This is a genomic window from Streptococcus australis (assembly GCF_901543175.1).
GTDB lineage: Bacteria > Bacillota > Bacilli > Lactobacillales > Streptococcaceae > Streptococcus > Streptococcus australis_A.
Map to the genome: position 1 here is coordinate 551,989 of NZ_LR594040.1, position 26,720 is coordinate 578,708.

General features: G+C 42.8%; 24 protein-coding genes and 1 pseudogene. 23 read left to right on the forward strand and 2 right to left on the reverse strand.

The genetic code is table 11. The annotated features are described in order from the left end of the window. Positions 1 to 4 precede the first annotated feature (4 nt). The 5 genes from FGK98_RS02815 to manA all read left to right on the forward strand — a co-directional run bounded on the left by FGK98_RS02815 (position 5) and on the right by manA (position 6,370). Positions 5 to 2,227 carry a heavy metal translocating P-type ATPase gene (locus FGK98_RS02815; protein WP_138099936.1) on the forward strand — a complete coding sequence of 741 codons (2,223 nt, stop codon included), beginning with the start codon at positions 5 to 7 and terminating at the stop codon, positions 2,225 to 2,227. Between the two features lie 211 nt (positions 2,228 to 2,438). Beyond that, positions 2,439 to 4,214 carry a pyruvate oxidase gene (gene spxB, locus FGK98_RS02820; RefSeq protein WP_084940127.1) on the forward strand — a complete coding sequence of 592 codons (1,776 nt, stop codon included), beginning with the start codon at positions 2,439 to 2,441 and terminating at the stop codon, positions 4,212 to 4,214. 154 nt (positions 4,215 to 4,368) lie between these two features. Further along, positions 4,369 to 4,716 (forward strand): VOC family protein, encoded by a 348-nt coding sequence (locus tag FGK98_RS02825; protein WP_138099937.1) that lies wholly within the window; start codon positions 4,369 to 4,371, stop codon positions 4,714 to 4,716. Between the two features lie 217 nt (positions 4,717 to 4,933). Next, complete coding sequence (locus FGK98_RS02830; RefSeq protein ID WP_001291476.1) at positions 4,934 to 5,194, forward strand: SemiSWEET family transporter; 261 nt, start codon at positions 4,934 to 4,936, stop codon at positions 5,192 to 5,194. Between the two features lie 231 nt (positions 5,195 to 5,425). After that, positions 5,426 to 6,370: a mannose-6-phosphate isomerase, class I gene (gene manA / locus FGK98_RS02835; RefSeq protein ID WP_138099938.1), complete on the forward strand. Its 945-nt coding sequence runs from the start codon at positions 5,426 to 5,428 to the stop codon at positions 6,368 to 6,370. 39 nt (positions 6,371 to 6,409) lie between these two features. On the opposite strand, the gene FGK98_RS02840 is transcribed toward manA, so the two are convergent. After that, the gene (locus FGK98_RS02840) at positions 6,410 to 7,750 is read right to left on the reverse strand and encodes a sodium-dependent transporter (RefSeq protein WP_138099939.1); all 1,341 of its coding nucleotides are present in this window, start codon (positions 7,748 to 7,750) and stop codon (positions 6,410 to 6,412) included. Positions 7,751 to 8,000: 250 nt separating this feature from the next. Here FGK98_RS02840 and FGK98_RS02845 point away from each other — a divergent pair, with 250 nt between their 5' ends. From FGK98_RS02845 to FGK98_RS02915, 13 genes and pseudogenes are all read left to right on the forward strand, one after another. Next, the gene (locus tag FGK98_RS02845) at positions 8,001 to 8,744 is read left to right on the forward strand and encodes a MerR family transcriptional regulator (protein ID WP_138099940.1); all 744 of its coding nucleotides are present in this window, start codon (positions 8,001 to 8,003) and stop codon (positions 8,742 to 8,744) included. Between the two features lie 161 nt (positions 8,745 to 8,905). Beyond that, positions 8,906 to 9,328 (forward strand): annotated as a pseudogene (locus tag FGK98_RS02855) (GNAT family N-acetyltransferase); the annotation flags it as partial. A 162-nt stretch (positions 9,329 to 9,490) separates the two neighbouring features. Further along, positions 9,491 to 10,201 carry a thiol-disulfide oxidoreductase-associated membrane protein CcdA2 gene (gene ccdA2, locus FGK98_RS02860; protein WP_138099941.1) on the forward strand — a complete coding sequence of 237 codons (711 nt, stop codon included), beginning with the start codon at positions 9,491 to 9,493 and terminating at the stop codon, positions 10,199 to 10,201. Positions 10,202 to 10,214: 13 nt separating this feature from the next. Next, the gene (locus FGK98_RS02865; protein ID WP_138099942.1) at positions 10,215 to 10,778 is read left to right on the forward strand and encodes a redoxin family protein; all 564 of its coding nucleotides are present in this window, start codon (positions 10,215 to 10,217) and stop codon (positions 10,776 to 10,778) included. Between the two features lie 9 nt (positions 10,779 to 10,787). After that, on the forward strand, positions 10,788 to 11,900 hold the full coding sequence (gene msrB, locus FGK98_RS02870) for a peptide-methionine (R)-S-oxide reductase MsrB (protein ID WP_138099943.1): 1,113 nt from the start codon (positions 10,788 to 10,790) through the stop codon (positions 11,898 to 11,900). 70 nt (positions 11,901 to 11,970) lie between these two features. Further along, positions 11,971 to 12,708 (forward strand): response regulator transcription factor, encoded by a 738-nt coding sequence (locus FGK98_RS02875; protein WP_138099944.1) that lies wholly within the window; start codon positions 11,971 to 11,973, stop codon positions 12,706 to 12,708. Next, complete coding sequence (locus tag FGK98_RS02880) at positions 12,705 to 14,396, forward strand: cache domain-containing sensor histidine kinase (RefSeq protein WP_138099945.1); 1,692 nt, start codon at positions 12,705 to 12,707, stop codon at positions 14,394 to 14,396. The genes FGK98_RS02875 and FGK98_RS02880 overlap by 4 nt, the downstream gene beginning before the upstream one ends. A 110-nt stretch (positions 14,397 to 14,506) precedes the next feature. Beyond that, positions 14,507 to 15,070, forward strand: coding sequence for a TIGR01440 family protein (locus tag FGK98_RS02885; RefSeq protein ID WP_138099946.1), 564 nt, complete (start codon positions 14,507 to 14,509; stop codon positions 15,068 to 15,070). Positions 15,071 to 15,126: 56 nt separating this feature from the next. After that, the gene (locus FGK98_RS02890) at positions 15,127 to 15,654 is read left to right on the forward strand and encodes an AAA family ATPase (RefSeq protein ID WP_138099947.1); all 528 of its coding nucleotides are present in this window, start codon (positions 15,127 to 15,129) and stop codon (positions 15,652 to 15,654) included. 234 nt (positions 15,655 to 15,888) lie between these two features. Continuing rightward, positions 15,889 to 17,604 (forward strand): aminodeoxychorismate synthase component I, encoded by a 1,716-nt coding sequence (gene pabB, locus FGK98_RS02895; protein ID WP_138099948.1) that lies wholly within the window; start codon positions 15,889 to 15,891, stop codon positions 17,602 to 17,604. Positions 17,605 to 17,723: 119 nt separating this feature from the next. Beyond that, a complete protein-coding gene (locus FGK98_RS10035) occupies positions 17,724 to 19,919 on the forward strand; it encodes an Ltp family lipoprotein (protein WP_241993321.1) in 2,196 nt (731 codons plus the stop codon). Between the two features lie 103 nt (positions 19,920 to 20,022). Next, positions 20,023 to 20,982 carry an ROK family glucokinase gene (locus FGK98_RS02910; protein ID WP_138099949.1) on the forward strand — a complete coding sequence of 320 codons (960 nt, stop codon included), beginning with the start codon at positions 20,023 to 20,025 and terminating at the stop codon, positions 20,980 to 20,982. 97 nt (positions 20,983 to 21,079) lie between these two features. After that, positions 21,080 to 21,919, forward strand: coding sequence for a thymidylate synthase (locus FGK98_RS02915; protein ID WP_138099950.1), 840 nt, complete (start codon positions 21,080 to 21,082; stop codon positions 21,917 to 21,919). A 42-nt stretch (positions 21,920 to 21,961) separates the two neighbouring features. Here the strand turns inward: FGK98_RS02915 and FGK98_RS02920 are convergent, their stop codons facing one another. Continuing rightward, complete coding sequence (locus FGK98_RS02920) at positions 21,962 to 22,132, reverse strand: DUF3042 family protein (RefSeq protein WP_001051782.1); 171 nt, start codon at positions 22,130 to 22,132, stop codon at positions 21,962 to 21,964. Between the two features lie 120 nt (positions 22,133 to 22,252). Between FGK98_RS02920 and miaA the strand changes: the two genes are divergently transcribed. The 5 genes from miaA to FGK98_RS02945 are packed head-to-tail and all read left to right on the forward strand — an operon-like array spanning position 22,253 to position 26,705. Continuing rightward, positions 22,253 to 23,137: a tRNA (adenosine(37)-N6)-dimethylallyltransferase MiaA gene (miaA, locus tag FGK98_RS02925; protein ID WP_138099951.1), complete on the forward strand. Its 885-nt coding sequence runs from the start codon at positions 22,253 to 22,255 to the stop codon at positions 23,135 to 23,137. After that, positions 23,130 to 24,368 carry a GTPase HflX gene (hflX, locus tag FGK98_RS02930; RefSeq protein WP_138099952.1) on the forward strand — a complete coding sequence of 413 codons (1,239 nt, stop codon included), beginning with the start codon at positions 23,130 to 23,132 and terminating at the stop codon, positions 24,366 to 24,368. The genes miaA and hflX overlap by 8 nt, the downstream gene beginning before the upstream one ends. Continuing rightward, positions 24,361 to 24,984 (forward strand): cystathionine beta-lyase, encoded by a 624-nt coding sequence (locus tag FGK98_RS02935; protein WP_138099953.1) that lies wholly within the window; start codon positions 24,361 to 24,363, stop codon positions 24,982 to 24,984. Before hflX ends, FGK98_RS02935 begins: the two co-directional genes overlap by 8 nt. Before the next feature lie 14 nt (positions 24,985 to 24,998). Next, entirely contained in the window at positions 24,999 to 25,928 is a 930-nt protein-coding gene (gene rnz / locus FGK98_RS02940) for a ribonuclease Z (protein ID WP_138099954.1), read from the forward strand. 21 nt (positions 25,929 to 25,949) lie between these two features. Next, the gene (locus FGK98_RS02945; protein WP_138099955.1) at positions 25,950 to 26,705 is read left to right on the forward strand and encodes an SDR family NAD(P)-dependent oxidoreductase; all 756 of its coding nucleotides are present in this window, start codon (positions 25,950 to 25,952) and stop codon (positions 26,703 to 26,705) included. Positions 26,706 to 26,720 lie beyond the last annotated feature (15 nt).

Here is a 26,720-nt window from a genome sequence, read left to right on the forward strand (position 1 = left end):
CATTATGACAGAAATTGCAAAAGCAAGCCTAGAAAATGGCATTCAAAAAATCCGAATCACAGCTGAAAAAGGCTATCATCCAGCCCACATCCAGCTTCAAAAAGGAATTCCCGCTGAAATGACCTTTCATCGTACAACTCCTTCAAACTGTTATAAGGAAATTCTGTTTGAAGAAGAAGGCATCTTGGAACCAATCGGCGTAGATGAAGAGAAGACAATTCGTTTTACACCTCAAGAGTTGGGTGAGCATGAATTCTCATGTGGTATGAAGATGCAAAAGGGAAGTTATACCGTAGTTGAGAAGACTCGAAAATCTTTGTCACTTTTGCAACGTTTTTGGATTACTAGTATCTTTACTGTGCCTCTTGTGATTATCATGATTGGGATGTCGACAGGAGGAATTAGTCACCAAGTCATGCGTTGGGGCACCTTTTTAGCCACAACACCCATTATGCTAGTAGCAGGTGGTCCTTATATCCAAAGTGCTTGGGCTAGTTTTAAAAAGCACAATGCCAACATGGATACCTTGGTGGCGCTGGGAACTCTAGTAGCCTATCTCTATAGTCTAGTTGCCCTCTTTACTGGACTCCCTGTTTACTTTGAAAGTGCTGGATTTATCCTCTTCTTCGTTCTTTTGGGAGCCGTTTTTGAGGAGAAAATGCGAAAAAATACTTCCCAAGCTGTGGAGAAACTACTGGATTTGCAGGCTAAAACAGCAGAAGTCTTACGTGAAGATAGCTATGTTCAAGTTCCCTTGGACCAAGTTCAGGTAGGCGACCTGATTCGAGTGCGTCCCGGTGAAAAGATTGCGGTTGATGGTGTCGTAGTGGAAGGTGTGTCCAGTATTGACGAATCCATGGTGACAGGTGAGAGTCTGCCGGTAGACAAAACAGTTGGAGATACTGTCATTGGCTCTACCATCAATAATAGCGGAACGCTTGTTTTTAGAGCAGAAAAAGTTGGCTCAGAGACTGTTTTGGCACAGATTGTAGACTTTGTGAAGAAAGCCCAGACCAGCCGTGCTCCGGTTCAGGATTTGACGGATAAAATTTCAGGAATTTTTGTCCCAGCAGTTGTCATTTTAGCGATTCTGACTTTTTGGATTTGGTTTGTCTTGCTTGAGGCTAGCTTTGTGACCTCTCTACTTTATGGGGTAGCAGTTTTGATTATCGCCTGCCCTTGTGCCTTAGGACTCGCAACACCGACAGCTCTCATGGTGGGAACTGGCCGTAGTGCCAAGATGGGAGTTCTTCTTAAAAATGGAACGGTCTTACAGGAAATTCAGAAAGTCCAAACTATTGTTTTTGATAAGACAGGGACTTTGACGGAAGGAAAACCTGTGGTCACTGATATCATTGGTGATGAGACAGAAGTATTAGGCTTGGCGGCTTCTTTGGAAGAAGCCTCTCAACACCCATTGGCTCAAGCCATTGTCAAGCGAGCGACTGAAGTTGGACTTGAGTTTCATACTGTAGAAAATTTCCAAGCCCTTCATGGAAAAGGTGTTTCAGGGCAAATCCATGGGAAACAAGTCTTGCTTGGAAATGCTAAAATGCTAGATGGCATGGATATTTCGAGCGCTTATCAGGAAAAACTTAAAGAACTGGAAAAAGAAGCTAAGACAGTTGTGTACTTGGCTGTTGACAATGAAATCAAAGGCTTGCTTGCCTTGCAAGATATTCCCAAGGAAAATGCCAAACTCGCCATCAATCAGCTGAAAAAACGTGGTCTCCGAACAGTTATGCTGACAGGAGATAATGCTGGCGTGGCGCGTGCCATTGCAGATCAGATCGGCATCGAAGAGGTCATTGCTGGTGTCTTGCCAGAAGAAAAAGCCCATGAAATCCATCAACTGCAAGAGGCTGGTAAGGTAGCCTTTGTCGGAGATGGTATCAATGATGCGCCAGCCCTCAGTGTGGCGGATGTGGGGATTGCCATGGGCGCAGGAACCGATATTGCCATTGAGTCAGCAGGGATTGTTCTGACACGCAACGACCTGACAGGAGTTGTTCGCGCCTTTGATATGAGCAAGAAAACCTTCAATCGAATTCTTCTCAATCTATTCTGGGCCTTTATCTACAATGTCATCGGAATTCCGATTGCAGCTGGAATTTTTTCAGGTATTGGTCTGGTGCTCAACCCAGAACTGGCAGGTCTTGCCATGGCCTTTAGCTCTGTATCTGTTTTGACCAGTTCACTCATGCTAAATGTTACTAAAATAGACTAAAAGCGGTGTCCACCGCTTTTTATATTATAAAACAGTTCTGCGAATCGTTTTCAATCTGTGCTGTAATAGAGAATGAAAACTTCTGAGCACATTCTTAGGATACTCAAAGTAAATGTGGTAAATTAGGATTGTAAATTTACTGAATCGCTTTCAAACAACATATAAAAGCGCTTTTTGTAAATGTATGAAATTATTTTGAAGGAGAGTTATTATGACTCAAGGGAAAATTACTGCATCAGCAGCAATGCTCAACGTATTGAAGACATGGGGCGTAGACACCATCTACGGTATCCCATCAGGAACACTCAGCTCACTCATGGACGCTTTGGCTGAAGACAAAGATATCCGCTTCTTGCAAGTTCGCCACGAAGAAACAGGTGCTCTTGCAGCGGTGATGCAAGCTAAATTCGGCGGCTCAATCGGGGTTGCAGTTGGTTCAGGTGGTCCAGGTGCGACTCACTTGATTAACGGTGTTTACGATGCAGCTATGGATAACACTCCATTCCTTGCTATCCTTGGATCACGTCCGGTTAACGAACTCAACATGGATGCCTTCCAAGAATTGAACCAAAACCCAATGTACAACGGTATCGCAGTCTACAACAAACGTGTAGCTTACGCTGAGCAATTGCCAAAAGTAATTGACGAAGCTTGCCGTGCTGCAGTTTCTAAAAAAGGTCCAGCTGTTGTTGAAATCCCAGTAAACTTCGGTTTCCAAGAAATCGACGAAAACTCATACTATGGATCAGGTTCATACGAGCGTTCATTCATCGCTCCTGCTTTGAACGAAGTTGAAATCGACAAAGCTGTTGAAATTTTGAACAAGGCTGAACGTCCAGTTATCTATGCTGGTTACGGTGGTGTCAAAGCTGGTGAAGTGATTACTGAATTGTCACGTAAAATCAAAGCACCAATCATCACAACTGGTAAAAACTTTGAAGCCTTTGAATGGAACTACGAAGGTTTGACAGGTTCTGCTTACCGTGTTGGTTGGAAACCAGCTAACGAAGTGGTCTTTGAAGCAGATACCGTTCTTTTCCTTGGTTCAAACTTCCCATTTGCTGAAGTTTACGAAGCCTTCAAGAACACTGAAAAATTCATCCAAGTTGATATTGACCCTTACAAACTTGGTAAACGTCATGCCCTTGATGCTTCTATCCTTGGTGATGCAGGTCAAGCAGCGAAAGCAATCCTTGACAAAGTAAACCCAGTAGAATCTACTCCATGGTGGCGTGCAAACGTTAAGAACAACCAAAACTGGCGTGATTACATGAACAAACTCGAAGGTAAAACTGAGGGTGAATTGCAATTGTACCAAGTTTACAATGCTATCAATAAACATGCTGATCAAGACGCTATCTACTCAATCGACGTAGGTGACACTACTCAAACATCTACTCGTCACCTTCACATGACACCTAAGAACATGTGGCGTACATCTCCACTCTTTGCGACAATGGGTATCGCCCTTCCTGGTGGTATCGCTGCTAAGAAAGACAATCCAGATCGCCAAGTATGGAACATCATGGGTGACGGTGCATTCAACATGTGCTACCCAGACGTGATCACAAACGTTCAATACGACCTTCCAGTTATCAACGTTGTCTTCTCAAATGGTAAATATGCCTTCATCAAGGACAAATACGAAGACACAAATAAACACTTGTTTGGTTGTGACTTCCCTAATGCTGACTATGCGAAAATCGCTGAAGCACAAGGTGCTGTTGGATTTACAGTAGACCGTATTGAAGACATCGACGCAGTCGTTGCAGAAGCTGTGAAACTCAACAAAGAAGGTAAAACTGTTGTCATCGATGCTCGCATCACGCAACACCGTCCACTTCCAGTAGAAGTACTTGAACTCGATCCAAAACTTCACTCAGAAGAAGCAATCAAAGCCTTCAAGGAAAAATACGAAGCAGAAGAACTCGTACCATTCCGCCTCTTCTTGGAAGAAGAAGGATTGCAATCACGCGCAATTAAATAATTCCTCTCGTCGAAAATCAAATGTAAACTCTGTCATCTTCACCTTGCCATACCCTAGTACTGCCTGCGGTTCGATGCCTTGTTTATAACTTGATTTTCTTAGAGCGGAACTTGAAAAGATCGGAGCAATCCGGTCTTTTTATGGAGGATAACAAATGAATTTAAATCAATTAGATATTATCGTTTCAAATGTTCCCCAAGTCTGTGCTGACTTGGAGCGTCTTTTGGATAAAAAGTCAGACTATGTTGATGACGGTTTTGCTCAGTTTACGATTGGCAGTCATTGTCTCATGTTATCACAAAATCACCTGATTCCTTTGGACAATTTTCAGTCAGGCATCATTCTTCACATCGAGGTTGAGGATGTAGAGCAGAACTATCAACGGTTGAAAGAGTTTGGTGCCGAGATTTTACACGGTCCTTCTGAAACCGATTGGGGAACAGAATCCTTATTAGTTAGAGGACCTGCTGGTCTAGTGCTTGATTTTTATCGTATGAAATAGGGCGCGTAGTCATTTGACGTTAACCTTAGCTATTTTTAAAACAGAAATTGAGAATGTGAATTATTAGAAGATCGGAGTAATCCGGTCTTTTTCTGTTTACTCTTTCTTATCACAAGATTGTGATAGTTTACATCTTCATAACAAAAGCTTCAAAGTCTTGATTGTTTTGAAAAAAGATTATAAAATATGATTCATAAAAATGAAAGAGGTTTTGAAAATGTCTGAAAAACAAATGAAAGTTTTGGGTTGGGTAGCGACCTTCATGTCTGTTATGATGTACGTGTCTTACTTCCCACAAATCATGAACAACCTGGCTGGTCAAAAAGGAAACTTCATCCAACCCTTGGTCGCAGCCATTAACTGTAGTCTTTGGGTTTACTACGGTCTTTTCAAAAAGGAAAGAGATATTCCACTTGCAGCTGCCAATGCACCGGGTATCGTTTTTGGCCTAGTAACTGCTATCACAGCTTTGATTTAAAAGGAACAGAGTCCTTATTAGTTAGAGGATCTGCGGGTCTAGTGCTTGATTTCTACCGAATGAAATAAGGGCATAGTAGAGTTTGAACGCCAAAAAAGTTATAGCATATGAGGGGGATTTCTTCACTATTTTTATAAAATCTTCTCCCTACTTTATAAGAACTGAAAAAGAGTTCAATTCGAACTCTTTTTTTGCTATAATGAGGGGAGAAAAATCAGACAGGAGATCGACATGTCAGAACCATTATTTTTACAATCAGTTATGCAAGAAAAAATCTGGGGTGGTACCAAGCTACGTGATGAGTTTGGTTACGACATTCCAAGTGAAAAAATCGGGGAATACTGGGCTATCTCAGCTCACCCAAATGGGGTTTCAAAGGTGGCTAATGGGCGCTTTGAGGGAACAGATTTAGCTACATTGTATGCGGAGCACCGTGAATTGTTTGGCAACCGTCCAGAACCTGTATTTCCACTTTTGACTAAAATTCTTGATGCCAATGACTGGCTCAGTGTCCAAGTTCACCCAGACGATGCCTATGGATTAGAACATGAAGGCGAGCTCGGAAAAACAGAATGCTGGTATATCATCGCTGCAGATGAAGGATCAGAGATTATCTATGGTCATAATGCCAAGTCAAAAGAAGAACTCCGTCAGCAAATTGAGGACAAGAACTGGGATGCCTTACTGACAAAAGTGCCAGTTAAGGCTGGTGATTTCTTCTATGTACCAAGTGGAACCATGCACGCTATTGGGGCGGGTATCTTAATCCTTGAAACCCAGCAGTCTAGCGATACCACCTACCGTGTCTATGACTTTGACCGCAAGGACGACAAGGGCAACTTGCGTGAACTTCACCTTGAAAAATCTATCGATGTTTTAAACATTGGCGAGCCTGCTAATAGCCGTCCTGTCACTGTCAAAGCAGATGATCTACGTTCCACTCTCCTTGTATCCAATGAATTCTTCGCAGTTTACAAGTGGGAAATTACTGGCAAAGTTGACTTTGAAAAGACAGCTGACTATAGCTTGTTTAGCGTCTTGACTGGTCAAGGTCAGCTTACTGTTGACGGAAAAAACTATCCAATCCAAAAAGGGAGCCACTTTATCTTGCCAAGTGATGTTGAAGCTTGGACGATAGAGGGACAAGGTTTGGAATTGATTGTTAGTCATCCATAAAAAGAAAGGACTTGAGAGATATTCTCAAGTCCTTTTTGATTACATAAATTGGGCGATAAAGACCACAATGATGATAATTGGAATGATAAAACGAAGAAGGAAGAGCCAGACTTGGAAAAGTCTCTGTTTCCATGTTCTTTCATCAAGATGGAGTTCCTCCATAGCAAGTGTCTTCTTAAAAATGTAGCCTGTAAAGAGTGAAAGGCAGAGAGCTCCAAAGGGCATGAGGAGATTGGAAACCAAGAAATCCATGGCATCAAAGAAGGTTTTACCCAAAATATGAACATCCGACATAACTCCATAGGATAGGGCTGAAGGAATTCCAAAGACGAAGGTCAAGATTCCTAAAATGGCACTCCATTTAGCACGCTTGCGGTTGTCCTGGTTGGTGATATTGCCCACATTGATTTCCAGCATCACGACAGAAGAAGTGACCGTCGCAAAGAGGAAGAGCAAAAGGAAGAGGATGTAGAAAATGGTTCCAAAAGGCATCTTGTCAAAGAGTTGAGGCAAGACGATAAAGAGCAGGCTAGGTCCCCCTTCAGACTGGATATTGAAGGCTGACATAGCTGGGAAAATAGCCAGTCCTGCCATAATGGATACCGAGATATTCATGGCTACAATAGAAATTCCTGACTGGACCAGATTGGTTTTCTTATCCAAGTAGGACGCATAGGTCAGCATGGCTGTCACCCCTAGTGAGAGGGCAAAGAAAGATTGTCCCAGAGCATAGAGGAGGCCAGCACTGGTTAGTTTTGAAAAGTCTGGTTTGAGGAAGTAGAGAACGCCTTCCATGGCATTTGGCAAGCTGAGAGAGCGCCCGATGATGACGACAAAAATGATAAAGAGCAGAGGCATCATAACCTTAGATGCTCTTTCAATCCCTTTTTGAACCCCACGTGATACAATAAAGATATTCAACAAGATAAAGGCAGCTTGAGCTCCTAAGGCAATGGCTGGATTTGAAATGATTGAAGTGAATAACTGAGCATAATCACCCGTTCCACCAAGCTGGAATAATTTCCCAAACTCAATACCCAGATAGACTAAAATCCATCCTCCAATAACACTGTAAAAGGATAGGAGGATAAAGAGGGCAAAGGCACCAATCCAACCGATAAAATTGTATTTGCTGTTGTTGCCAAGTTTTCCAAAGGTTTTGATAGCAGAAACGCCAGCACTACGGCCAAGGGCAAACTCAGCAAGCAGGAGTGGAAAACCGATTAAAATAGTGGAAATGAGAAAGACCAGTAAAAAGCCTCCACCGCCATTTGCAGCAGTCATGTAGGGAAACTTCCAAACGGCACCAAGCCCGATGGCTGAACCAGCAGATGCTAGAATAAAGCCTAGTTTCGAGCCCCATTGCGATTTTTCTGACATAGTTAAACTCTGATCTCCTTTTTCAAAATAAGAAAAGGCTACTTGAGTTGTCAAATAGCCTTCTCTCAATGGCTCTTTATGAGCCTTCTGTTTGATTGATAGACTTGACTATCCTATCATGTTTTCTGAGGTCTGTCAAGAAAACCATTTTCAAGTTTTCACACCTTTCTCAAAAAGTTAAAAATTTTCGCAAAAACACTTGACTCTGACCTAAGGGTAGGGTTTATACTATCCTTGTAAGGAGGAAATCATGTACCATATAAAAGAAGCTGCGCAGCTTTCAGGTGTCTCTGTCAAGACCCTGCACCACTACGATAAGATAGGACTCTTGGTTCCGTTAAAGTCGGAAAACGGCTATCGAACCTACAGTCAAGAGGATTTGGAACGCCTTCAGGTCATTCTGTATTACAAATATCTAGGCTTTTCTTTAGAAAAAATAGCAGAGCTATTAAAGGAAGAAAGGACAGATTTATTGCCCCATTTGACTAGGCAGTTGGACTATTTAACTCGAGAAAGGCAACATCTGGATACCTTGATTTCCACCTTGCAAAAAACCATTCAAGAACAAAAAGGAGAAAGAAAAATGACCATTGAGGAAAAATTCACTGGATTTAGCTATCAAGACAATCAAAAATACCACCAAGAAGCGGTAGAGAAGTATGGACAAGAAGTCATGGATCAAGCCCTCGAGCGACAAAAAGGTCGTGAAGATGAGTCTACGGCCGCCTTTAACCAAGTTTTTCAAGCTCTGGCAAAAAACCTTAAAAATGGACTAGCTGCAACAGCAGACGAAAATCAAGAAGAAGCTGCTAAACTCTTGCAAGCTATTCGTACTTATGGATTTGACTGCTCTATTGAGGTATTCGGTCATATCGGTAAAGGTTACGTCTACAACCCAGAGTTCAAGGAAAATATTGACAAGTTTGGATCTGGTACAGCCCAGTACACAGCAGATGTCATTGCAGCTTACGTTCGAACAAATGGAGAATCATGACCACCCGTCTAACGGGTGGTTTGCACCAGGGCTATAAGCCCAAATTACTAGCCAGCGCCTAAAGACGCTGGCTTTCACGTTGTTCAAGCCTTATTGCTCTTGACTCGTCACTCGCCTCTCAAAGAGGCTTGAGTATCACTTACCACTATCATCCCTAAAGGGATCCTCATCCTGATGTTGAGCTAACTCGAAACTCTATTCGCAATTGGGTTGCTTCCTATGCCAATCTCAACTATTACGAATGGGCCATTTGTCTCAAAGAAAACCCAGAGCAAGTGACAGGAGATATCAGCATCGTTGAGATGGATGAGATTGACTCTAGCTGTGAGATTGGGTATGTTTTAGGAAAAGATTATTGGGGTCGTGGTATGATGACGGAGGCCTTGAAAGCTGTGTTAGACTTTTGTTTTACTCAAGCAGGATTTCAAAAGGTCAGAGCACGTTATGCCAGTCTCAACCCAGCTTCAGGTCGTGTGATGGAAAAGGCGGGGATGTCCTATCTTAAGACGGTTACCAATGGTGTGGAGAGAAAAGACTACGTTGCACACCTTATTTATTACCAGATAAGTAGGGAAGACAGGTGATTTTCTTTTCTGTTTCTATCAAAGTCAGACCTTGTCTGGCTTTTTTTCGTAAGATTTCTAAATAAGCTGATTAAATTCCTATTTTTCCCTATCATTGTCCCTGTTTTTTCTTAGACTTGGGAATTATAATAGACTTATCAAAAGAAAGAAGAGTAAAAAGATATGGACAGTGTATTCTTTTTTATCAGTGTTTTTCTTGCTGGAATTCTTTCCTTCTTTTCTCCTTGTATTTTACCTTTGTTGCCGGTCTATGCAGGGGTCTTGCTGGATGACAAAGATGGTGCTCAGGCTTCTAGCGAAAAATTGTCAATCTCACTTGTTAGTTTATTGCGAACTTTGGCCTTTATAGCGGGGATTTCTTTTATCTTTATCTTACTGGGCTATGGAGCTGGTTTTTTAGGCAATTTGCTGTATGCCTCTTGGTTTCAGTATGTGACAGGCATAGTAATCATTCTTTTGGGCTTGCACCAGATGGAAGTCTTACATTTTATGAGACTTTACAAGGAAAGAAGGCTACAATTAAAGAGACAGGGGCAAAAGGGTAACGGCTATAGTCAGGCATTTTTACTGGGTTTAACCTTTAGTTTTGCTTGGACGCCATGTGTGGGGCCAGTTCTGGGGTCTGTTTTAGCTTTGGCGGCTTCAGGTGGTTCAGGTGCTTGGCAGGGAGCTGGTCTCATGTTGGTTTACACGCTGGGTTTGGCGCTACCATTTTTGGTTCTAGCTCTCGCCTCCAGCTATGTTTTGAAACATTTTCGAAAACTCCATCCTTATCTCGGAACCCTCAAAAAAGTGGGTGGTTTCCTCATTATCGTGATGGGAATCTTGGTGCTTTTGGGGAATGCTTATATTTTGACAAGATTATTTGAATAGAGAGGAAGAAGAAATGAAAAAATGGAAAACATGTCTCCTTGGAGTCGGCTCAATTTGTTGTTTGACAGCCTGTTCGGCTAAAAACATGTCAGACGAAGCTACTATGAAGGAGCAAACCAAAACAGAACAAGTCAGTTCACAAACTGCGACTAAAGGTCAGGCGGTTGCTGATTTTGAACTAACAGGAGTAGATGGTAAGACCTATCGTTTATCTGACTACAAAGGCAAGAAAATCTATCTTAAATTCTGGGCTTCTTGGTGTTCTATCTGTTTAGCCAGTCTTCCAGATACGGATGAAATTGCTAAGGATTCAGGTGATGACTATGTGGTCTTGACAGTGGTGTCTCCTGGTCACAAGGGAGAACAAGCGGAAGCAGACTTTAAGAACTGGTACAAGGGATTGGATTATAAAAATTTACCGGTTTTAATTGATCCGTCAGGCAAACTTTTGGAAAGTTATGGTGTTCGTTCTTACCCGACTCAAGCCTTTATAGACAAGGAAGGCAAGCTAGTCAAAACGCAACCAGGTTTTATGGATAAGGATATGATTTTAAAATCATTAAAGGAAATGGGGTAGAGAAAGGCTATGAATGATAAAGTAAAACTTTTTGTCTTGGCAGGGGTCATTCTCCTAGTCCTAACCGGTTTCTATTTTCTATTGATGCGAAATTCAGGGCAGACAGATAGCTCGCAAATAGAGAAAGCGTCAGTTAGCCAAGGAGGAAAAACAGTGAAAAAAACAGAAGTTAGTAAAGATGCAAACTTGCACGAAATTTATCTAGCTGGGGGATGTTTCTGGGGAGTGGAGGAATACTTCTCACGCGTACCTGGAGTGACAGATGCCGTTTCAGGCTATGCAAATGGTAGAGGGGAAACAACCAAGTACGAATTGATCAATCAAACTGGACATGCGGAGACTGTCCATGTCACCTATGATGCTAATCAAATTTCCCTCAAGGAAATCCTGCTTCATTACTTCCGTATTATCAATCCAACCAGCAAAAATAAACAAGGAAATGATGTGGGAACCCAGTACCGTACTGGTGTTTATTACACAGATGAAAAGGATTTGGAAGTAATCAACCAAGTCTTTGATGAAGTGGCTAAGAAATACGACCAACCTCTGGCAGTTGAAAAGGAGGCCTTGAAGAATTTTGTGGTGGCTGAGGATTACCACCAAGACTATCTTAAGAAAAATCCAAATGGCTACTGTCATATCAATGTCAATCAGGCAGCCTATCCTGTCATTGATGCCAGCAAATATCCTAAACCAAGTGATGAAGAATTGAAAAAGACCTTGTCACCTGAGGAGTATGCAGTTACCCAGAAAAATCAAACAGAACGGGCTTTTTCAAATCGCTACTGGGATAAGTTTGAATCTGGTATCTATGTAGATGTGGCAACTGGCGAACCCCTCTTTTCATCAAAGGACAAGTTTGAGTCTGGTTGTGGCTGGCCTAGTTTTACCCAGCCAATCAGTCCAGATGTTGCCACCTACAAAGAAGATAAGTCCTACAATATGACACGTATGGAAGTGAGAAGCCGAGTTGGAAATTCTCACCTTGGCCATGTCTTTACGGACGGTCCACAGGACAAGGGGGGCTTGCGCTACTGTATCAATAGTCTCTCTATCCGCTTTATTCCCAAAGATCAAATGGCAGAAAAAGGCTATGCTTATTTACTAGATTATGTCGATTAAGAGGGCTTTCCTAAGCAGTTAGAGGAGAATTTTGCTATACTGATACTAGTAAGTGGGAAAGGAGCAGAGCATGACCTACACAATCTTAATCGTAGAAGATGAGTATCTGGTAAGACAAGGCTTGAGCAAGCTGGTCAATGTAGCAGCCTACGATATGGAAATCATCGGTCAGGCTGAAAATGGTAGGCAGGCTTGGGACTTGATTCAAAAGCAGGTGCCAGATATCATTTTAACCGATATCAACATGCCTCAGCTAAATGGCATCCAGTTGGCCAGTCTGGTACGAGAAACCTATCCACAAGTTCATTTGGTCTTTTTAACGGGTTACGATGATTTTGATTATGCCTTGTCTGCTGTCAAACTCGGTGTGGATGACTACCTGCTCAAACCCTTTTCTCGTCAGGATATTGAGGAAATGTTGGGGAAAATCAAGCAAAAACTAGATAAGGAAGAAAAGGAAGAGCAGTTACAAGATTTACTGACTGATAAGTTTGAAGGAAATATAGCCCAGAAGATCCAGTCTCATCTAGCTGATAGCCAATTCAGTTTAAAGAGCTTGGCCAGTGACTTGGGTTTTAGTTCGACTTATCTGAGCTCCTTGATTAAGAAAGAGTTGGGCCTACCTTTTCAGGATTATTTGGTGCGAGAACGTGTCAAACAAGCTAAGCTCTTGCTCTTGACAACGGATTTAAAGATTTATGAGATCGCAGAGAAGGTTGGTTTTGAAGATATGAACTACTTTACCCAACGCTTTAAACAGATTGCGGGTGTGACACCTCGTCAGTTTAAGAAGGGGGAAGGCCAATGAAACGTTCTTCTCTCCTAGTTAGAATGGTTATTTCCATCTTTCTAGTATTTCTCATTCTCCTGGCTGTGGTTGGGACTTTCTACTATCAATCTAGTTCTTCAGCCATTGAGGCTACCATTGAAGGCAATAGCCAGACGACTATCAGTCAAACTAGCCACTTTATCCAGTCTTATATCAAAAAATTAGAAACCACCTCGACCAGTTTAACCCAGCAGACGGAAGTCCTAGCCTATGCCGAGAATCCCAGTCAAGACAAGGTCAAGGGAATCCGAGATCTGTTTTTGACCATCTTAAAGGCAGACCAGGATTTGAAAACGGTGGTACTGGTAACCAAATCCGGTCAGGTCATTTCTACAGATGACAGTGTGCAGATGAAAACTTCCTCAGATATGATGGCTGAGGACTGGTACCAAAAGGCCATTCATCAGGGAGCCATGCCCGTTTTGACCCCAGCTCGTAAATCAGACAGCCAGTGGGTTATTTCTGTCACTCAAGAACTTGTTGATGCAAAGGGAGTTAATTTGGGCGTGCTTCGCTTGGATATTTCTTATGAAACTCTGGAAGCCTATCTAAATCAACTTCAGTTAGGTCAGCAGGGCTTTGCCTTTATCATCAATGAAAAGCATGAATTTGTTTACCATCCTCAACACACAGTTTATAGTTCGTCTAGCGAAATGGAGGCCATGAAACCCTATATTGAGACAGGGCAGGGTTATACTCCAGGCCACCAATCCTATGTGAGTCAGGAAAAGATTGCAGGAACTGATTGGACGGTTATAGGTGTGTCTTCACTGGAGAAGTTAGACCAGGTTCGGAGTCAACTCATGTGGACCTTGCTGGGGGCTAGTGTCACATCTCTTCTTGCCTGTCTCTGCTTGGTGTGGTTCAGTCTCAAACGCTGGATTGCGCCTTTGGAGGATTTGAGAGAAACTATGCTGAAAATTGCTTCTGGTGATCAGAATCTTCGTGCCAAGGAAGCTGGTGCCTATGAACTGAGAGAAGTGACTCGCCAGTTCAATGCCATGTTGGATCAGGTTGATCAGCTGATGGCAGCTATTCGCAGGCAGGAAGAAGCGACCCGGCAGTACGAACTTCAAGCCCTATCGAGTCAGATTAACCCCCATTTCCTCTATAATACCCTAGATACTATCATCTGGATGGCTGAATTTCAGGATAGTCAGCGAGTGGTTCAGGTGACCAAGTCCTTGGCGACCTATTTTCGCTTGGCGCTCAATCAAGGTAAGGACTTGATTTGCCTGTCTGATGAAATCAATCATGTCCGCCAGTACCTCTTTATCCAGAAACAACGCTATGGAGATAAGCTGGAATATGAAATTGATGAAAATCCTGCCTTTGATAATTTAGTCTTGCCTAAGCTGGTCCTGCAACCCTTGGTGGAAAATGCTCTTTACCATGGCATCAAGGAGAAGGAAGGTCAGGGTCATATTAGAGTCTCTGTCCAGAGACAGGATTCAGGATTGGTCATCCGCATTGAGGATGACGGCATTGGTTTCCAAGTTGCCGGCGATAGTAGTCAGAGTAACCTCAAACGTGGGGGAGTTGGTTTGCAAAACGTTGATCAACGCCTCAAACTTCATTTTGGAGAAAACTATCAGATGAAGATCAATTCTGCACCCGAAAAAGGGACGACGGTTGAAATATACATAAATAGAATAGAAACTAGTTAACTCCCAGTCAATTCTGGGAGTTTTACTTTTAAAAATCAGAATGATCAGTCCGTCTTGATAAAATCAGTAAAAAAAGATATGATAGTAGGAGAAAAATGAGGTTAAGAGTGATGGACAAAAGTAGAATTGAAACAGAAACACAGCAGGTAATTGAAGATATTTTGAAAAAGGCTGGATTGCATGAAGGAAGCCTCTTTGTCCTAGGTCTATCTTCTAGCGAAGTTTTAGGTGGACAAATTGGTAAGGAATCAAGCCAAGAAATTGGGGAAATCATTGTGAAGACAATTCTAGATATCCTGGAAGGGAAAGGAATTCATCTAGCTGTTCAAGGTTGTGAACATGTCAATCGGGCCCTCGTCGTTGAACGTCAGGTGGCAGAGCAGTTTGGTCTGGAAATCGTCAGTGTCCTTCCTACTCTTCATGCAGGGGGTTCGGGTCAGCTAGCTGCCTTTAAGTTTATGAAGGACCCTGTTGAAGTGGAGTTCATCACGGCTCATGCGGGAATTGATATCGGAGATACTGCAATTGGCATGCATGTCAAGCATGTGCAGGTTCCGATTCGACCAGTTTTGCGTGAGATTGGCCATGCCCACGTAACGGCTCTTGCTAGCCGTCCAAAACTAATCGGTGGTGCGCGTGCGCAGTATCCAGAAGATTCTATCAGAAAGTCATAAGTGGGCTTAGAATGATCATAAGTTAGAGATGGATTTCAAGTATATAGAGGTTAAAGTTGGAAAATTGTGTTTATATCATTTCGGGTCCCCCAGGTGTTGGAAAGAGCACTGTCAGCAAAGAGTTGGCCTATTCTTTTGATAAAAGTGCGGTTATAGAGGGGGATATGATTTACTTAATGATTAAAGGAGGACTCGTAGCTCCTTGGGAAGATGATGGATTTTACATGGATTTGTTCTGGGATAATATCATCAGCCTGACCAATAATTTCTTGGACCGTGGCATTACTGTTGTGATAGAGTATGTCATATTTGAAGATCAACTGAAGAAAATCGCAGCCTTCTTAAAGGAAAAACAAATTAAGCTAAAATATTGTGTCCTAATGGCAGAAGAAGAAACCTTGAAAGATAGGGATTCTTCTCGGAAAGAAATTGAGAGAACAGGCGATTTATCAATCCAAGCAAGAAATGATTTCTTAGCTAAAAATAGTGAGAAACGTCATTTTCTGTATACGGATGATTTAGATGTCAAAGAAACGGTAGGCATCATTAAAACCTCAAATCAATTTTTAATTTCTGAACAGTAAAAGACAGAGAGAGTAAGGGTATAGAAACCATTACTTCCTCTGTTCTTTTTTGTTGAATTTTTGTGCAAAGTGTTCCAAATAAGGCCTTCTTTAACTAGAAAAACTAGTGCCATCTGATAGAGAATTGCCAAAAGTAGAAAAAAGTAACTTAGAGAAGATATTTCGTTATAGGAATCAGTAAACAAAGCTTGATTTAGCTGTTCTAGGTCGGCTTTTTTATGCTATACTAAAGGTATGCATAGAAAAACAGTGATTGATTTTAGGGCTTTGGGGGAGAGATACACCTTTACCCAACCTATCAAAGAGTTAAAAACGAGAGATTTAGCAGAAGTGGCAGATTTGCTGGCGCAAGTGGAAAGCTACCAAGAACAGGGCTATTATGTCGTGGGTTATGTCAGCTATGAGGCCGCACCTGCTTTTGAGGAGAAATTAGCAGTTCATAAAGCTCCTTTACTGGCAGAGTACCTGCTATATTTTACTGTTCATGATGGGGTGGAAACATCCCCTATTCCTTTGACTTATGAGGAAGTAGATTTGCCTTCAAAATGGCAGGAAGTAACATCTGCAGCAGACTATGAAAAAGCTATTGGGCAGATACACCATCATTTGCGTCAGGGGGACACCTATCAGGTCAACTACACCGTCCAACTCAAGCAAGACTTAAGTGCCAATCCTTTTGCCATCTACAATCGCATGGTGGTAGAACAGGAGGCGGGCTACAATGCCTATGTTGAACATGACGAGATGGCAGTGATTTCCATGAGCCCAGAGCTCTTTTTTGAGCAAAATGACCGTGAGTTGACAACGCGACCAATGAAGGGAACAACCCAGCGGGGAGTGATTGACCAAGAAGACCTAGAGCTGGCCAGTTGGCTAGAACAGGATCCCAAAAATCGCTCTGAAAATATGATGATTGTGGACCTCTTGCGCAATGATATGAACCGTATTTCTGAAGTGGGGAGCGAGCACGTGGAGCGTCTGTGCCAGGTGGAGCAGTATTCGACTGTTTGGCAGATGACTTCGACTATCAAGAGTCAGTTGCGACCGGATGTGGACTTGGTTGCCATTTTTCGCTCACTCTTTCCTTGTGGTTCCATAACGGGAGCTCCGAAAATTGCGACCATGGAAATCATCAAGAACTTGGAGCCTCAACCGCGTGGAGTCTACTGCGGAACGATTGGTCTCTTGCTTCCAAATGGGCGACGAATTTTCAATGTCGCCATTCGAACCATTCAACTGCATCAAGGGCAAGCTATCTATGGAGTTGGCGGAGGGATTACTTGGGATAGTACTTGGGAATCTGAATACCGAGAGGTTCATCAAAAGGCGGCTGTTCTCTATCGTAAACAAGCTCGTTTCCAATTGATTACAACTGGGAAAATCAGCCAAAAACAACTGCTGTTTGAAGATCAACATCTGGAAAGACTGACAAAGGCGAGTCGGTATTTTGCCTATCCTTTTGATCCGGAAGACCTGAGACAAAGGATAGAGGAAGAGTGCCAAGCTTGCGATTCCCACCAAGACTATCGTTTGCGAATTACTCTTAACAAGTCTGGAGAGCTGGAACTCAGTCGTCAAGTATTAACCTCCCTTAGTCCAAGCTTCTGCCAAGCTCAACTCTGTCTACAGGAAGCGGATTTACAGCAAGCATTTACCTACTTCAAAACCACTCACAGACCGCATTTAAATCTAGATAAACAAGAAATCATTTACCATAATGCAGCAGGAGAATTGCTGGAAACCTCTATTGGAAATCTGGTTCTGAAAATCGCTGGGAAGCTCTACACACCGCCTATCATATTTGGAATTTTGCCAGGAATCTATCGTCAGCATTTGCTGGAAACAGGACAGGTAGAAGAGAAAGTCTTGACCTTGAAAGATCTGTCCCAAGCAGAAGCTATCTATGGCTGTAATGCGGTTAGGGAGATGTATGAGTTGGAAGTGATATAACTATGGATTTTTCAATTAAGTTTTAGATTTATTTGTTAATATTTAATATTTGATTTGAAAGAAAAATTAAGCATATGGTATACTATAGTTATAAATCATTAAAAACAATGGAGATTTTTATGAAAAAATCAAAAAAAATTTTAGTAACCAGCTTAGCAACTGCAACACTGGGGCTTATTTCATTTGCAGATACAACTGGATCCTTTCCTTTTTCGGTTCAGCATGTTTCTGCTCAAGAAAAGGATGCATCTAAAAATGGTAAGATTGTAAAAGAGAATACAACTTCGGCGTCAAATCAAGCTGAGAAACCAAAAACACCAACGCAAAAATCTGCTGAGAAACCAGCGCCAAAATCAGCACCAAAACCCGCGCCGAAGCCAGCACCAAAACCCGCGCCGAAGCCAGCACCAAAACCCGCGCCGAAGCCAGCACCAAAACCCGCGCCGAAGCCGGCACCAAAACCCGCGCCGAAGCCGGCACCAAAACCCGCGCTGAAGCCGGCACCAAAACCCGCACCGAAGCCGGCACCAAAACCCGCACCGAAGCCGGCACCAAAACCCGCGCCGAAGCCAACACCAAAACCCGCGCCGAAGCCGGCACTAAAACCGGCGCCGAAGCCGGCACCAAAACCTGCGCCGAAGCCGGCACCAAAACCAGCGCCGAAGCCGGCACCAAAACCAGCTGAGAAACCGAAAACGCCAGCACCGAAACCCGCTGAGAAACCGAAAACGCCAGCTCAAAAACCTGCTGAGAAACCAAAAACACCAGCACAAAAACCTGCTGAGAAACCAAAAACACCAGCACCAAAACCAGCTGAGAAACCGAAAACGCCAGCTCAAAAACCTGCTGAGAAACCGAAAACGCCAGCACCAAAACCAGCTGAGAAACCGAAAACGCCAGCTCAAAAACCTGCTGAGAAACCGAAAACACCAGCACCAAAACCAGCTGAGAAACCGAAAACGCCAGCTCAAAAACCTGCTGAGAAACCGAAAACGCCAGCTCAAAAACCAGCTGAGAAACCGAAAACGCCAGCTCAAAAACCTGCTGAGAAACCGAAAACACCAGCACAAAAACCTGCTGATAAACCAAAAACACCGGCACCAAAACCGACTGAAAAAGCTAAAGAAACAACTCCTAAACAGGATAAATCACAATCTAAAGTTCAGTCTGGCTGGGTAGGAAATTACTACCTCAAATCAGATGGAAAGAGAGCTAAAAATGAATGGGTAGATGGTGGTCGTTATTATGTTGATTCTGATGGAAAAAAGGTTAAAAGTGACTGGATTTATGATAAAAACTATGGTTCATATTATTATCTAACAGCAGAAGGAAGCTCTGCTCGCAATAAATGGGTAGGAAATTCTTATCTCAAATCAGATGGAAAGATGGCCAAGAATGAATGGGTAGATGGTGGCCGTTACTATGTTGATTCTGAAGGCAAAATGGTAAGGGAAAAATGGGTAGATGGTGGCCGTTACTATGTAGGATACGATGGTGTGCGGCAACCAAAACCAGCAGATGGGAACCAGTACAATGCTGCTTTAAGGAGAGCGAAAAGCTATAATTCGTGGGCAAATATGTCAAAAAAAGCTCTCTATGACCAATTAATGTTTCATGGTTTTTCAAGTTCAGCAGTGCAGTATGCCATCGATCACTTGAATGCAGATTACAAAGCAAATGCCTTAGCTAAAGCAAGAGAATACCGAAAATATAGTAATATCTCAAAAATTGAAATTTATGACAGGCTAACTTCTTCTTGGATTGGAAAATTTACAAAAGAAGAAGCAAACTATGCCATTCAAAAACTTAATCTACCATCAGAAGGCAGCCATGTTCGCAATAAATGGGTAGGAGCTTATTATTATAAACCGGATGGAAAGATGGCCAAGAATGAATGGGTAGATGGCGGTCGTTACTATGTTGATTCTGAAGGCAAAATGGTAAGGGATAAATGGGTAGATGGTGGTCGTTACTATGTAGGATACGATGGTGTGCGGCAACCAAAACCAGCAGATGGGAACCAGTACAATGCTGCTTTAAGGAGAGCGAAAAGCTATAATTCGTGGGCAAATATGTCAAAAAAAGCTCTCTATGACCAATTAATGTTTCATGGTTTTTCAAGTTCAGCAGTGCAGTATGCCATCGATCACTTGAATGCAGATTATAAGGCAAAAGCCTTAGCTAAAGCAAGAGAATATCGAAAATATAGTAATATCTCAAAAACTGAAATTTATGACAGGCTAACTTCTTCTTGGATTGGAAAATTTACAAAAGAAGAAGCAAACTATGCCATTCAACATCTAGGGGATAAATAGTTATTAATTATAAAATGTAACTTTTTCATGCAAACCTTTGCACAAATTTGATGATTTTGTTATACTAGTACTGTAAGCATTTTCAATTAAAAAGGAGAATATGATGAGTCAAAAGATTATCGGGATTGACCTTGGTGGAACTTCTATCAAATTTGCAATCTTGACAACAGCAGGAGAAATCCAAGAAAAATGGTCTATCAAGACTAACATTTTGGATGAAGGAAGCCATATCGTAGATGATATGATTGAGTCTATTCAACATCGTTTGGACTTGCTTGGATTGTCAGCTACGGATTTCCGAGGGATTGGAATGGGATCACCTGGTGTGGTTGACCGTGAAAAAGGAACTGTTATCGGTGCCTACAACCTAAACTGGAAAACCCTTCAACCAATTAAAGAAAAGATTGAAAAAGCCTTGGGTATTCCATTCTTCATCGATAATGATGCCAACGTAGCTGCTCTTGGTGAGCGCTGGATGGGCGCTGGTGACAACCAACCCGACGTTGTCTTTATGACACTTGGTACAGGTGTTGGTGGCGGTATCGTGGCAGAAGGAAAATTGCTCCACGGTGTTGCTGGTGCTGCTGGTGAGCTTGGTCACATCACTGTTGACTTTGACCAACCAATCGCATGTACCTGTGGTAAAAAAGGCTGTCTTGAGACAGTTGCTTCAGCAACAGGGATTGTCAACTTGACTCGTCGTTATGCAGATGAATACGAAGGCGATGCGGCCTTGAAACGCTTGATCGATGACGGTGAAGAAGTAACTGCTAAAACTGTCTTTGACCTTGCAAAAGAAGGAGACGACCTTGCTTTGATCGTTTACCGTAACTTCTCACGTTACTTGGGAATTGCTTGTGCCAACATCGGATCAATCCTCAACCCTTCAACGATTGTTATCGGAGGTGGGGTGTCAGCTGCGGGAGAATTCCTTCTCCAAGGTGTTCAAAAAATCTACGACGAAAATACCTTCCCACAAGTACGTACATCTACTAAATTGGCTCTTGCAACTCTAGGAAATGACGCTGGAGTTATCGGAGCGGCATCACTTGTATTGCAATAAAATAATAAAAGAGGGAAAATGCTAACCTAGAGTTAGTAATGTTCCTCTTTTCTTTTTTATGCTATACTAGTTAAGACTATAAATGAGGTGAGGGTAAATGACAAAAGCAGATACGATTTTTAAAGAGAATATTGAACGAATCCTCAAAGACGGTGTCTTTTCTGAACAAGCACGTCCCAAGTACAAGGATGGGACTGTTGCCAATTCCAAGTACATAACGGGTGCCTTTGCGGAGTATGATTTGTCTAAGGGGGAATTCCCCATTACGACCTTGCGCCCCATTGCAATCAAATCCGCCATCAAGGAAGTTCTCTGGATTTACCAAGATCAGTCTAATAGCCTAGAAGTGCTAAATAGCAAGTACAATGTTCATTACTGGAATGACTGGGAAGTGGGAGATACGGGAACCATCGGTGAGCGCTATGGGGCGGTCGTTAAGAAACACGACATCATCAATAAGCTTCTCAAACAATTGGAAGCCAACCCTTGGAACCGTCGCAATATCATCTCTCTCTGGGATTACCAAGCTTTTGAGGAGACGGACGGCCTTCTTCCATGCGCCTTTCAGACCATGTTTGATGTCCGTCAGGTTGATGGGGACATCTATCTGGATGCGACTTTGACCCAGCGTTCTAATGATATGCTGGTGGCTCACCATATCAATGCCATGCAGTATGTGGCTTTACAGATGATGATTGCCAAGCATTTTGGATGGAAGGTTGGGAAGTTCTTCTACTTCATCAACAACCTTCATATCTATGATAATCAGTTTGAACAAGCAGAAGAATTGCTTCGTCGTGAGCCGTCAAACTGCCAACCTCGTTTGGTTTTAAATGTTCCTGATGGGACCAATTTCTTTGATATCAAAGCGGAGGACTTTGAGTTGGTTGACTATGATCCAGTCAAGCCACAACTGAAGTTTGATTTGGCTATTTAAGAAAATAAAAAGAAGTTGAGATTTCTCAACTTCTTTTGTGTATTAATGTGATACGCGACGGCGAGCTGCTTTTTTGCGGTTTTCTTCGATGAAAGCTGCTTTTTGCTCTTCTGGCTCAATCACTTTCTTTTTAATTGCGTATACTGCACCTGCAACGGCAGCGACAGTTCCTGCGACACCTGTTACAAGACCTTTAGCGAATCCTTTAGCCATGAGTCTTCCTCCTTTATCTTCCCGATCAGCCAGACTCCTCAAGTGGTAGTATTTTTCTGACTGACCTTTTTATGATATAATAATAGTAACGAAAAAATGAGAATTTTTCAAGGAAAAAAGATGAAAACAAAAATAATTGTGATTGTTGGACCGACTGCTGTTGGAAAAACTGCCCTTGCTATTGAAGTGGCCAAGCGCTTTGGTGGAGAGGTGGTCAGTGGTGACAGTCAGCAAGTTTACAGAGGGTTAGATATTGGGACGGCCAAGGCTAGCCCAGAGGAGCAAGCTGCTGTTCCTCATCATTTGATTGATGTCAGAGAGGTGACCGAGTCTTACTCGGCTTTTGATTTTGTTTCAGAATCTAAGAAGGCTATTGAGGATATTAAGAGACGTGGCAAGCTTGCTGTTATCGCTGGTGGAACTGGGCTTTATATCCAGAGCTTGCTTGAAGGCTATCATCTAGGTGGGGAAACACCTCATGAGGAGATTGTAGCCTATCGAGCTAGTTTAGAGCCTTATTCAGATGAGGAATTAGCTCATCTTGTGGAGCAAGCAGGTCTTGAAATTCCCCAGTTTAACCGTCGTCGTGCCATGCGCGCCTTGGAAATTGCCCATTTTGGTCAGGATTTGGAAAATCAGGAGAGTCCTTATGAACCATTGATTATCTGCCTGGATGATGAACGAAGTCAACTTTATGAGCGTATCAACCATCGAGTGGACCTGATGTTTGAGGTTGGGCTTTTGGATGAGGCAAAGTGGCTTTTTGACCATTACCCTGATGCGCAGGCAGCCAAAGGCATTGGCTACAAGGAACTCTTTCCATATTTCCGTGGGGAGCAGACTTTTGAGGAAGCTAGTGAGAGTCTTAAACAGGCGACTCGTCGTTTTGCCAAGCGCCAGCTGACCTGGTTCCGTAATCGCATGCAGGTGACCTTTTATCAGATTGGAGAGTCTGGTGTGCAGGAGCGTATTTTTAACCAGATTGAGGAGTTTTTAGATGATTGAAACAGAGAAAAAAGAGGAACGTGTCCTGCTCATCGGTGTAGAATTGCAGGGCATGGACAATTTTGATCTCTCCATGGAAGAATTGGCCAGTCTAGCCAAGACAGCTGGGGCAGTTGTTGTAGATAGCTACAGACAAAAACGTGAAAAATATGATTCCAAGACCTTTGTCGGCTCTGGTAAGTTGGAAGAAATTGCGCGGATGGTGGATGCAGAAGAAATTACTACTGTCATTGTCAACAACCGTCTGACACCACGGCAAAATGTTAATCTAGAGGAAGTTCTCGGGGTCAAGGTTATTGATCGTATGCAGCTGATTTTGGATATTTTTGCCATGCGAGCTCGAAGCCACGAAGGGAAACTCCAAGTGCATTTGGCTCAGCTCAAGTATCTCTTGCCTCGTTTGGTTGGTCAGGGGATTATGCTCAGCCGTCAGGCTGGGGGGATTGGTTCTCGTGGACCTGGTGAAAGCCAGCTAGAACTGAACCGTCGTAGCGTTCGCAATCAAATCACGGACATTGAACGCCAGCTCAAGGTGGTTGAGAAAAATCGGGCGACAGTCAGAGAAAAACGTTTGGAGTCGAGTACCTTTAAGATTGGTTTGATTGGTTACACTAATGCTGGAAAATCAACCATTATGAACACCTTGACCAGTAAGACCCAGTATGAGGCAGACGAGCTCTTTGCGACTCTGGATGCGACGACTAAGAGTATCCATCTTGGTGGCAATCTACAAGTAACCTTGACTGATACCGTTGGCTTTATCCAAGATTTGCCGACTGAGTTGGTGTCAAGTTTTAAGTCGACCTTGGAAGAAAGCAAGCATGTAGACCTTCTAGTTCATGTCATTGATGCTAGCAATCCTTATCATGAGGAACATGAAAAAACGGTTCTGTCTATCATGAAAGATTTGGACATGGAGGACATTCCTCGCTTGACCCTTTATAATAAAGCGGATTTGGTGGAGGATTTCACGCCTACCCAGACACCTTATGCTCTCATTTCTGCCAAGTCTGAGGATAGTCGTGAGCAGCTGCAAGCTTTATTTTTAGAAAAAATCAAGGATATTTTCGAATCCTTTTCCCTGCGCGTGTCTTTTTCTAAGTCCTACAAAATTCATGATTTAGAAAGCGTGGCAATCCTTGAAAGCCGAGACTATCAAGATGATTGTGAAATCATCACAGGCTATATTTCTGAGAAAAACAAATGGAGATTAGAGGAATTTTATGACTGATATGAAATCATTAGCCCTCAAGTATGGCGGTTATACCAGCCTTGATAAGGTTTATCTGGAACAATTGTTAGCTGGGAAATCAGAGCAGGAGCAGTTAGCTCTCATTACCCCTCCGCCTAGCGTGGTCAATGCTTACTTCGCAGAACTCTACCAGAAAAAGAGCCCTCAATCTGCGACTGATTATTTTGCAGAACTAAGTCAGGAGTTAAACCTCTATAACGCTCAACCGACCTTTACAGTGGAAATCAAGCCCTTTATTCGCCTCAATCTATCTGGCAAGTCTTTTGGTTTTTGCTATGAGGAAGAAGGTCTTGGGCGGATTTTCTCAGAAACTGAGGAAGCAATCACTGCTGACTTGCTCTTTGAAATTGCTCAGATTTTCCCTCATCAGCTAGTCTATGAGGAGTCTGGAAAGATTTATATGAAGGAGCTTGGAGAGGAAAAAGTCTTCTCTGTGGAGAGTTTGACTCCTTTAACGGATTTAGAAACCTTAGCAGATGGTCGTAAGCGACTCAAAGGTTATAGTCAGGAGGAACTTTTACAGGAATCTCAAGCTTTTACTGGCAAGCGCTATTTCCGATCGGAAAACCGCACAGCCATGTTATATATTGATTAATTAGAAAGTATCGAATGGATATTCAATTTTTAGGAACGGGGGCTGGTCAGCCCTCTAAAGCCCGCAACGTTTCGAGCCTCGCCCTCAAACTCTTGGATGAGATCAACGAAGTCTGGCTCTTTGACTGTGGCGAAGGAACGCAAAATCGCATTCTGGAAACCACGATTCGACCACGTAAGGTCAGCAAAATCTTTATCACTCACCTGCATGGAGACCATATCTTTGGATTGCCAGGATTTCTCTCTAGCCGTGCTTTTCAGGCCAATGAAGAGCAGACAGATTTGGAAATCTATGGACCTCAAGGAATCAAGTCATTTGTCTTAACCAGCCTTCGTGTGTCAGGTTCTCGTCTGCCTTATAAGATTCATTTCCATGAGTTTGACCAGAATTCTCTAGGAAAAATCCTTGAGACCGATAAATTCACTGTGTATGCAGAGGAACTGGACCACACTATTTTCTGTGTTGGTTATCGTGTCATGCAAAAGGATCTTGAGGGAACCTTGGATGCTGAAAAACTCAAGGCTGCTGGTGTGCCGTTTGGACCTCTTTTTGGAAAAATCAAAAACGGTCAGGATGTTGTTTTAGAAGACGGAACTGAAATCAAGGCAACGGACTATATATCAGCTCCACGTCCAGGTAAGATTATCACTATCTTGGGTGATACTCGAAAAACCAACGCCAGTGTGCGTCTGGCTGTCAATGCTGATGTCCTAGTCCATGAGTCCACATATGGCAAGGGCGATGAGAAAATTGCCCGCAACCACGGACACTCTACCAATATACAGGCTGCTCAGGTCGCGGCAGAAGCAGGAGCCAAACGCCTCTTGCTCAACCATATCAGCGCCCGCTTTCTCTCAAAAGATATTAGTCAGCTCAAGAAAGATGCGGCCAGCATTTTTGAAAATGTGCATGTTGTTAAAGACTTGGAAGAAGTGGAAATTTAAGTGCCACAGAAAGGAAGAAACATGCGAACGATTCTCATTACAGGTGCTAGCGGTGGCTTAGCCCAAGAAATGGTCAAACTCTTGCCAAATGACCAACTCATTCTGCTAGGTAGAAATAAGGAAAAATTAGCTCAGCTCTACGGAAATCATTCTCAGGCAGAATTGGTCGAGATTGACATTACCGATGACCAAGCCCTAGAAACTTTAGTGGCTGACCTCTACCAACGTCATACCAAAATTGATGTCTTAATCAACAACGCTGGTTACGGAATTTTTGAAGATTTCGACCAGATTTCTGACAAAGACATTCACCAGATGTTCGAGGTCAATACCTTTGCCCTGATGAATCTGTCTCGTCTAGTGGCGACTCGTATGAAGGAAAGTCGAAAAGGTCATGTTATCAATATCGTCAGCATGGCAGGTTTGATTGCAACAGCTAAGTCCAGTCTCTACTCAGCGACCAAGTTTGCGGCTATTGGTTTTTCTAACGCTCTACGCCTTGAACTCATGCCCTATAGTGTCTATGTAACTACGGTCAATCCAGGACCAATCCGAACTGGATTTTTTGACCAGGCAGACCCAGATGGTAGCTATCTCAAGTCTGTTGAGCGATTTCTCTTAGAACCAGATGCGGTTGCTAAAAAGATTGTCAAAACCATAGGAAAAAATAAACGAGAACTCAATCTTCCTTTTTTGCTCAATTTAACCCACATATTTTATACTCTCTTTCCCAAGCTAGCTGATAAGTTGGCAGGGGGAATCTTTAACTATAAGTGAGAAGACGATGGATAC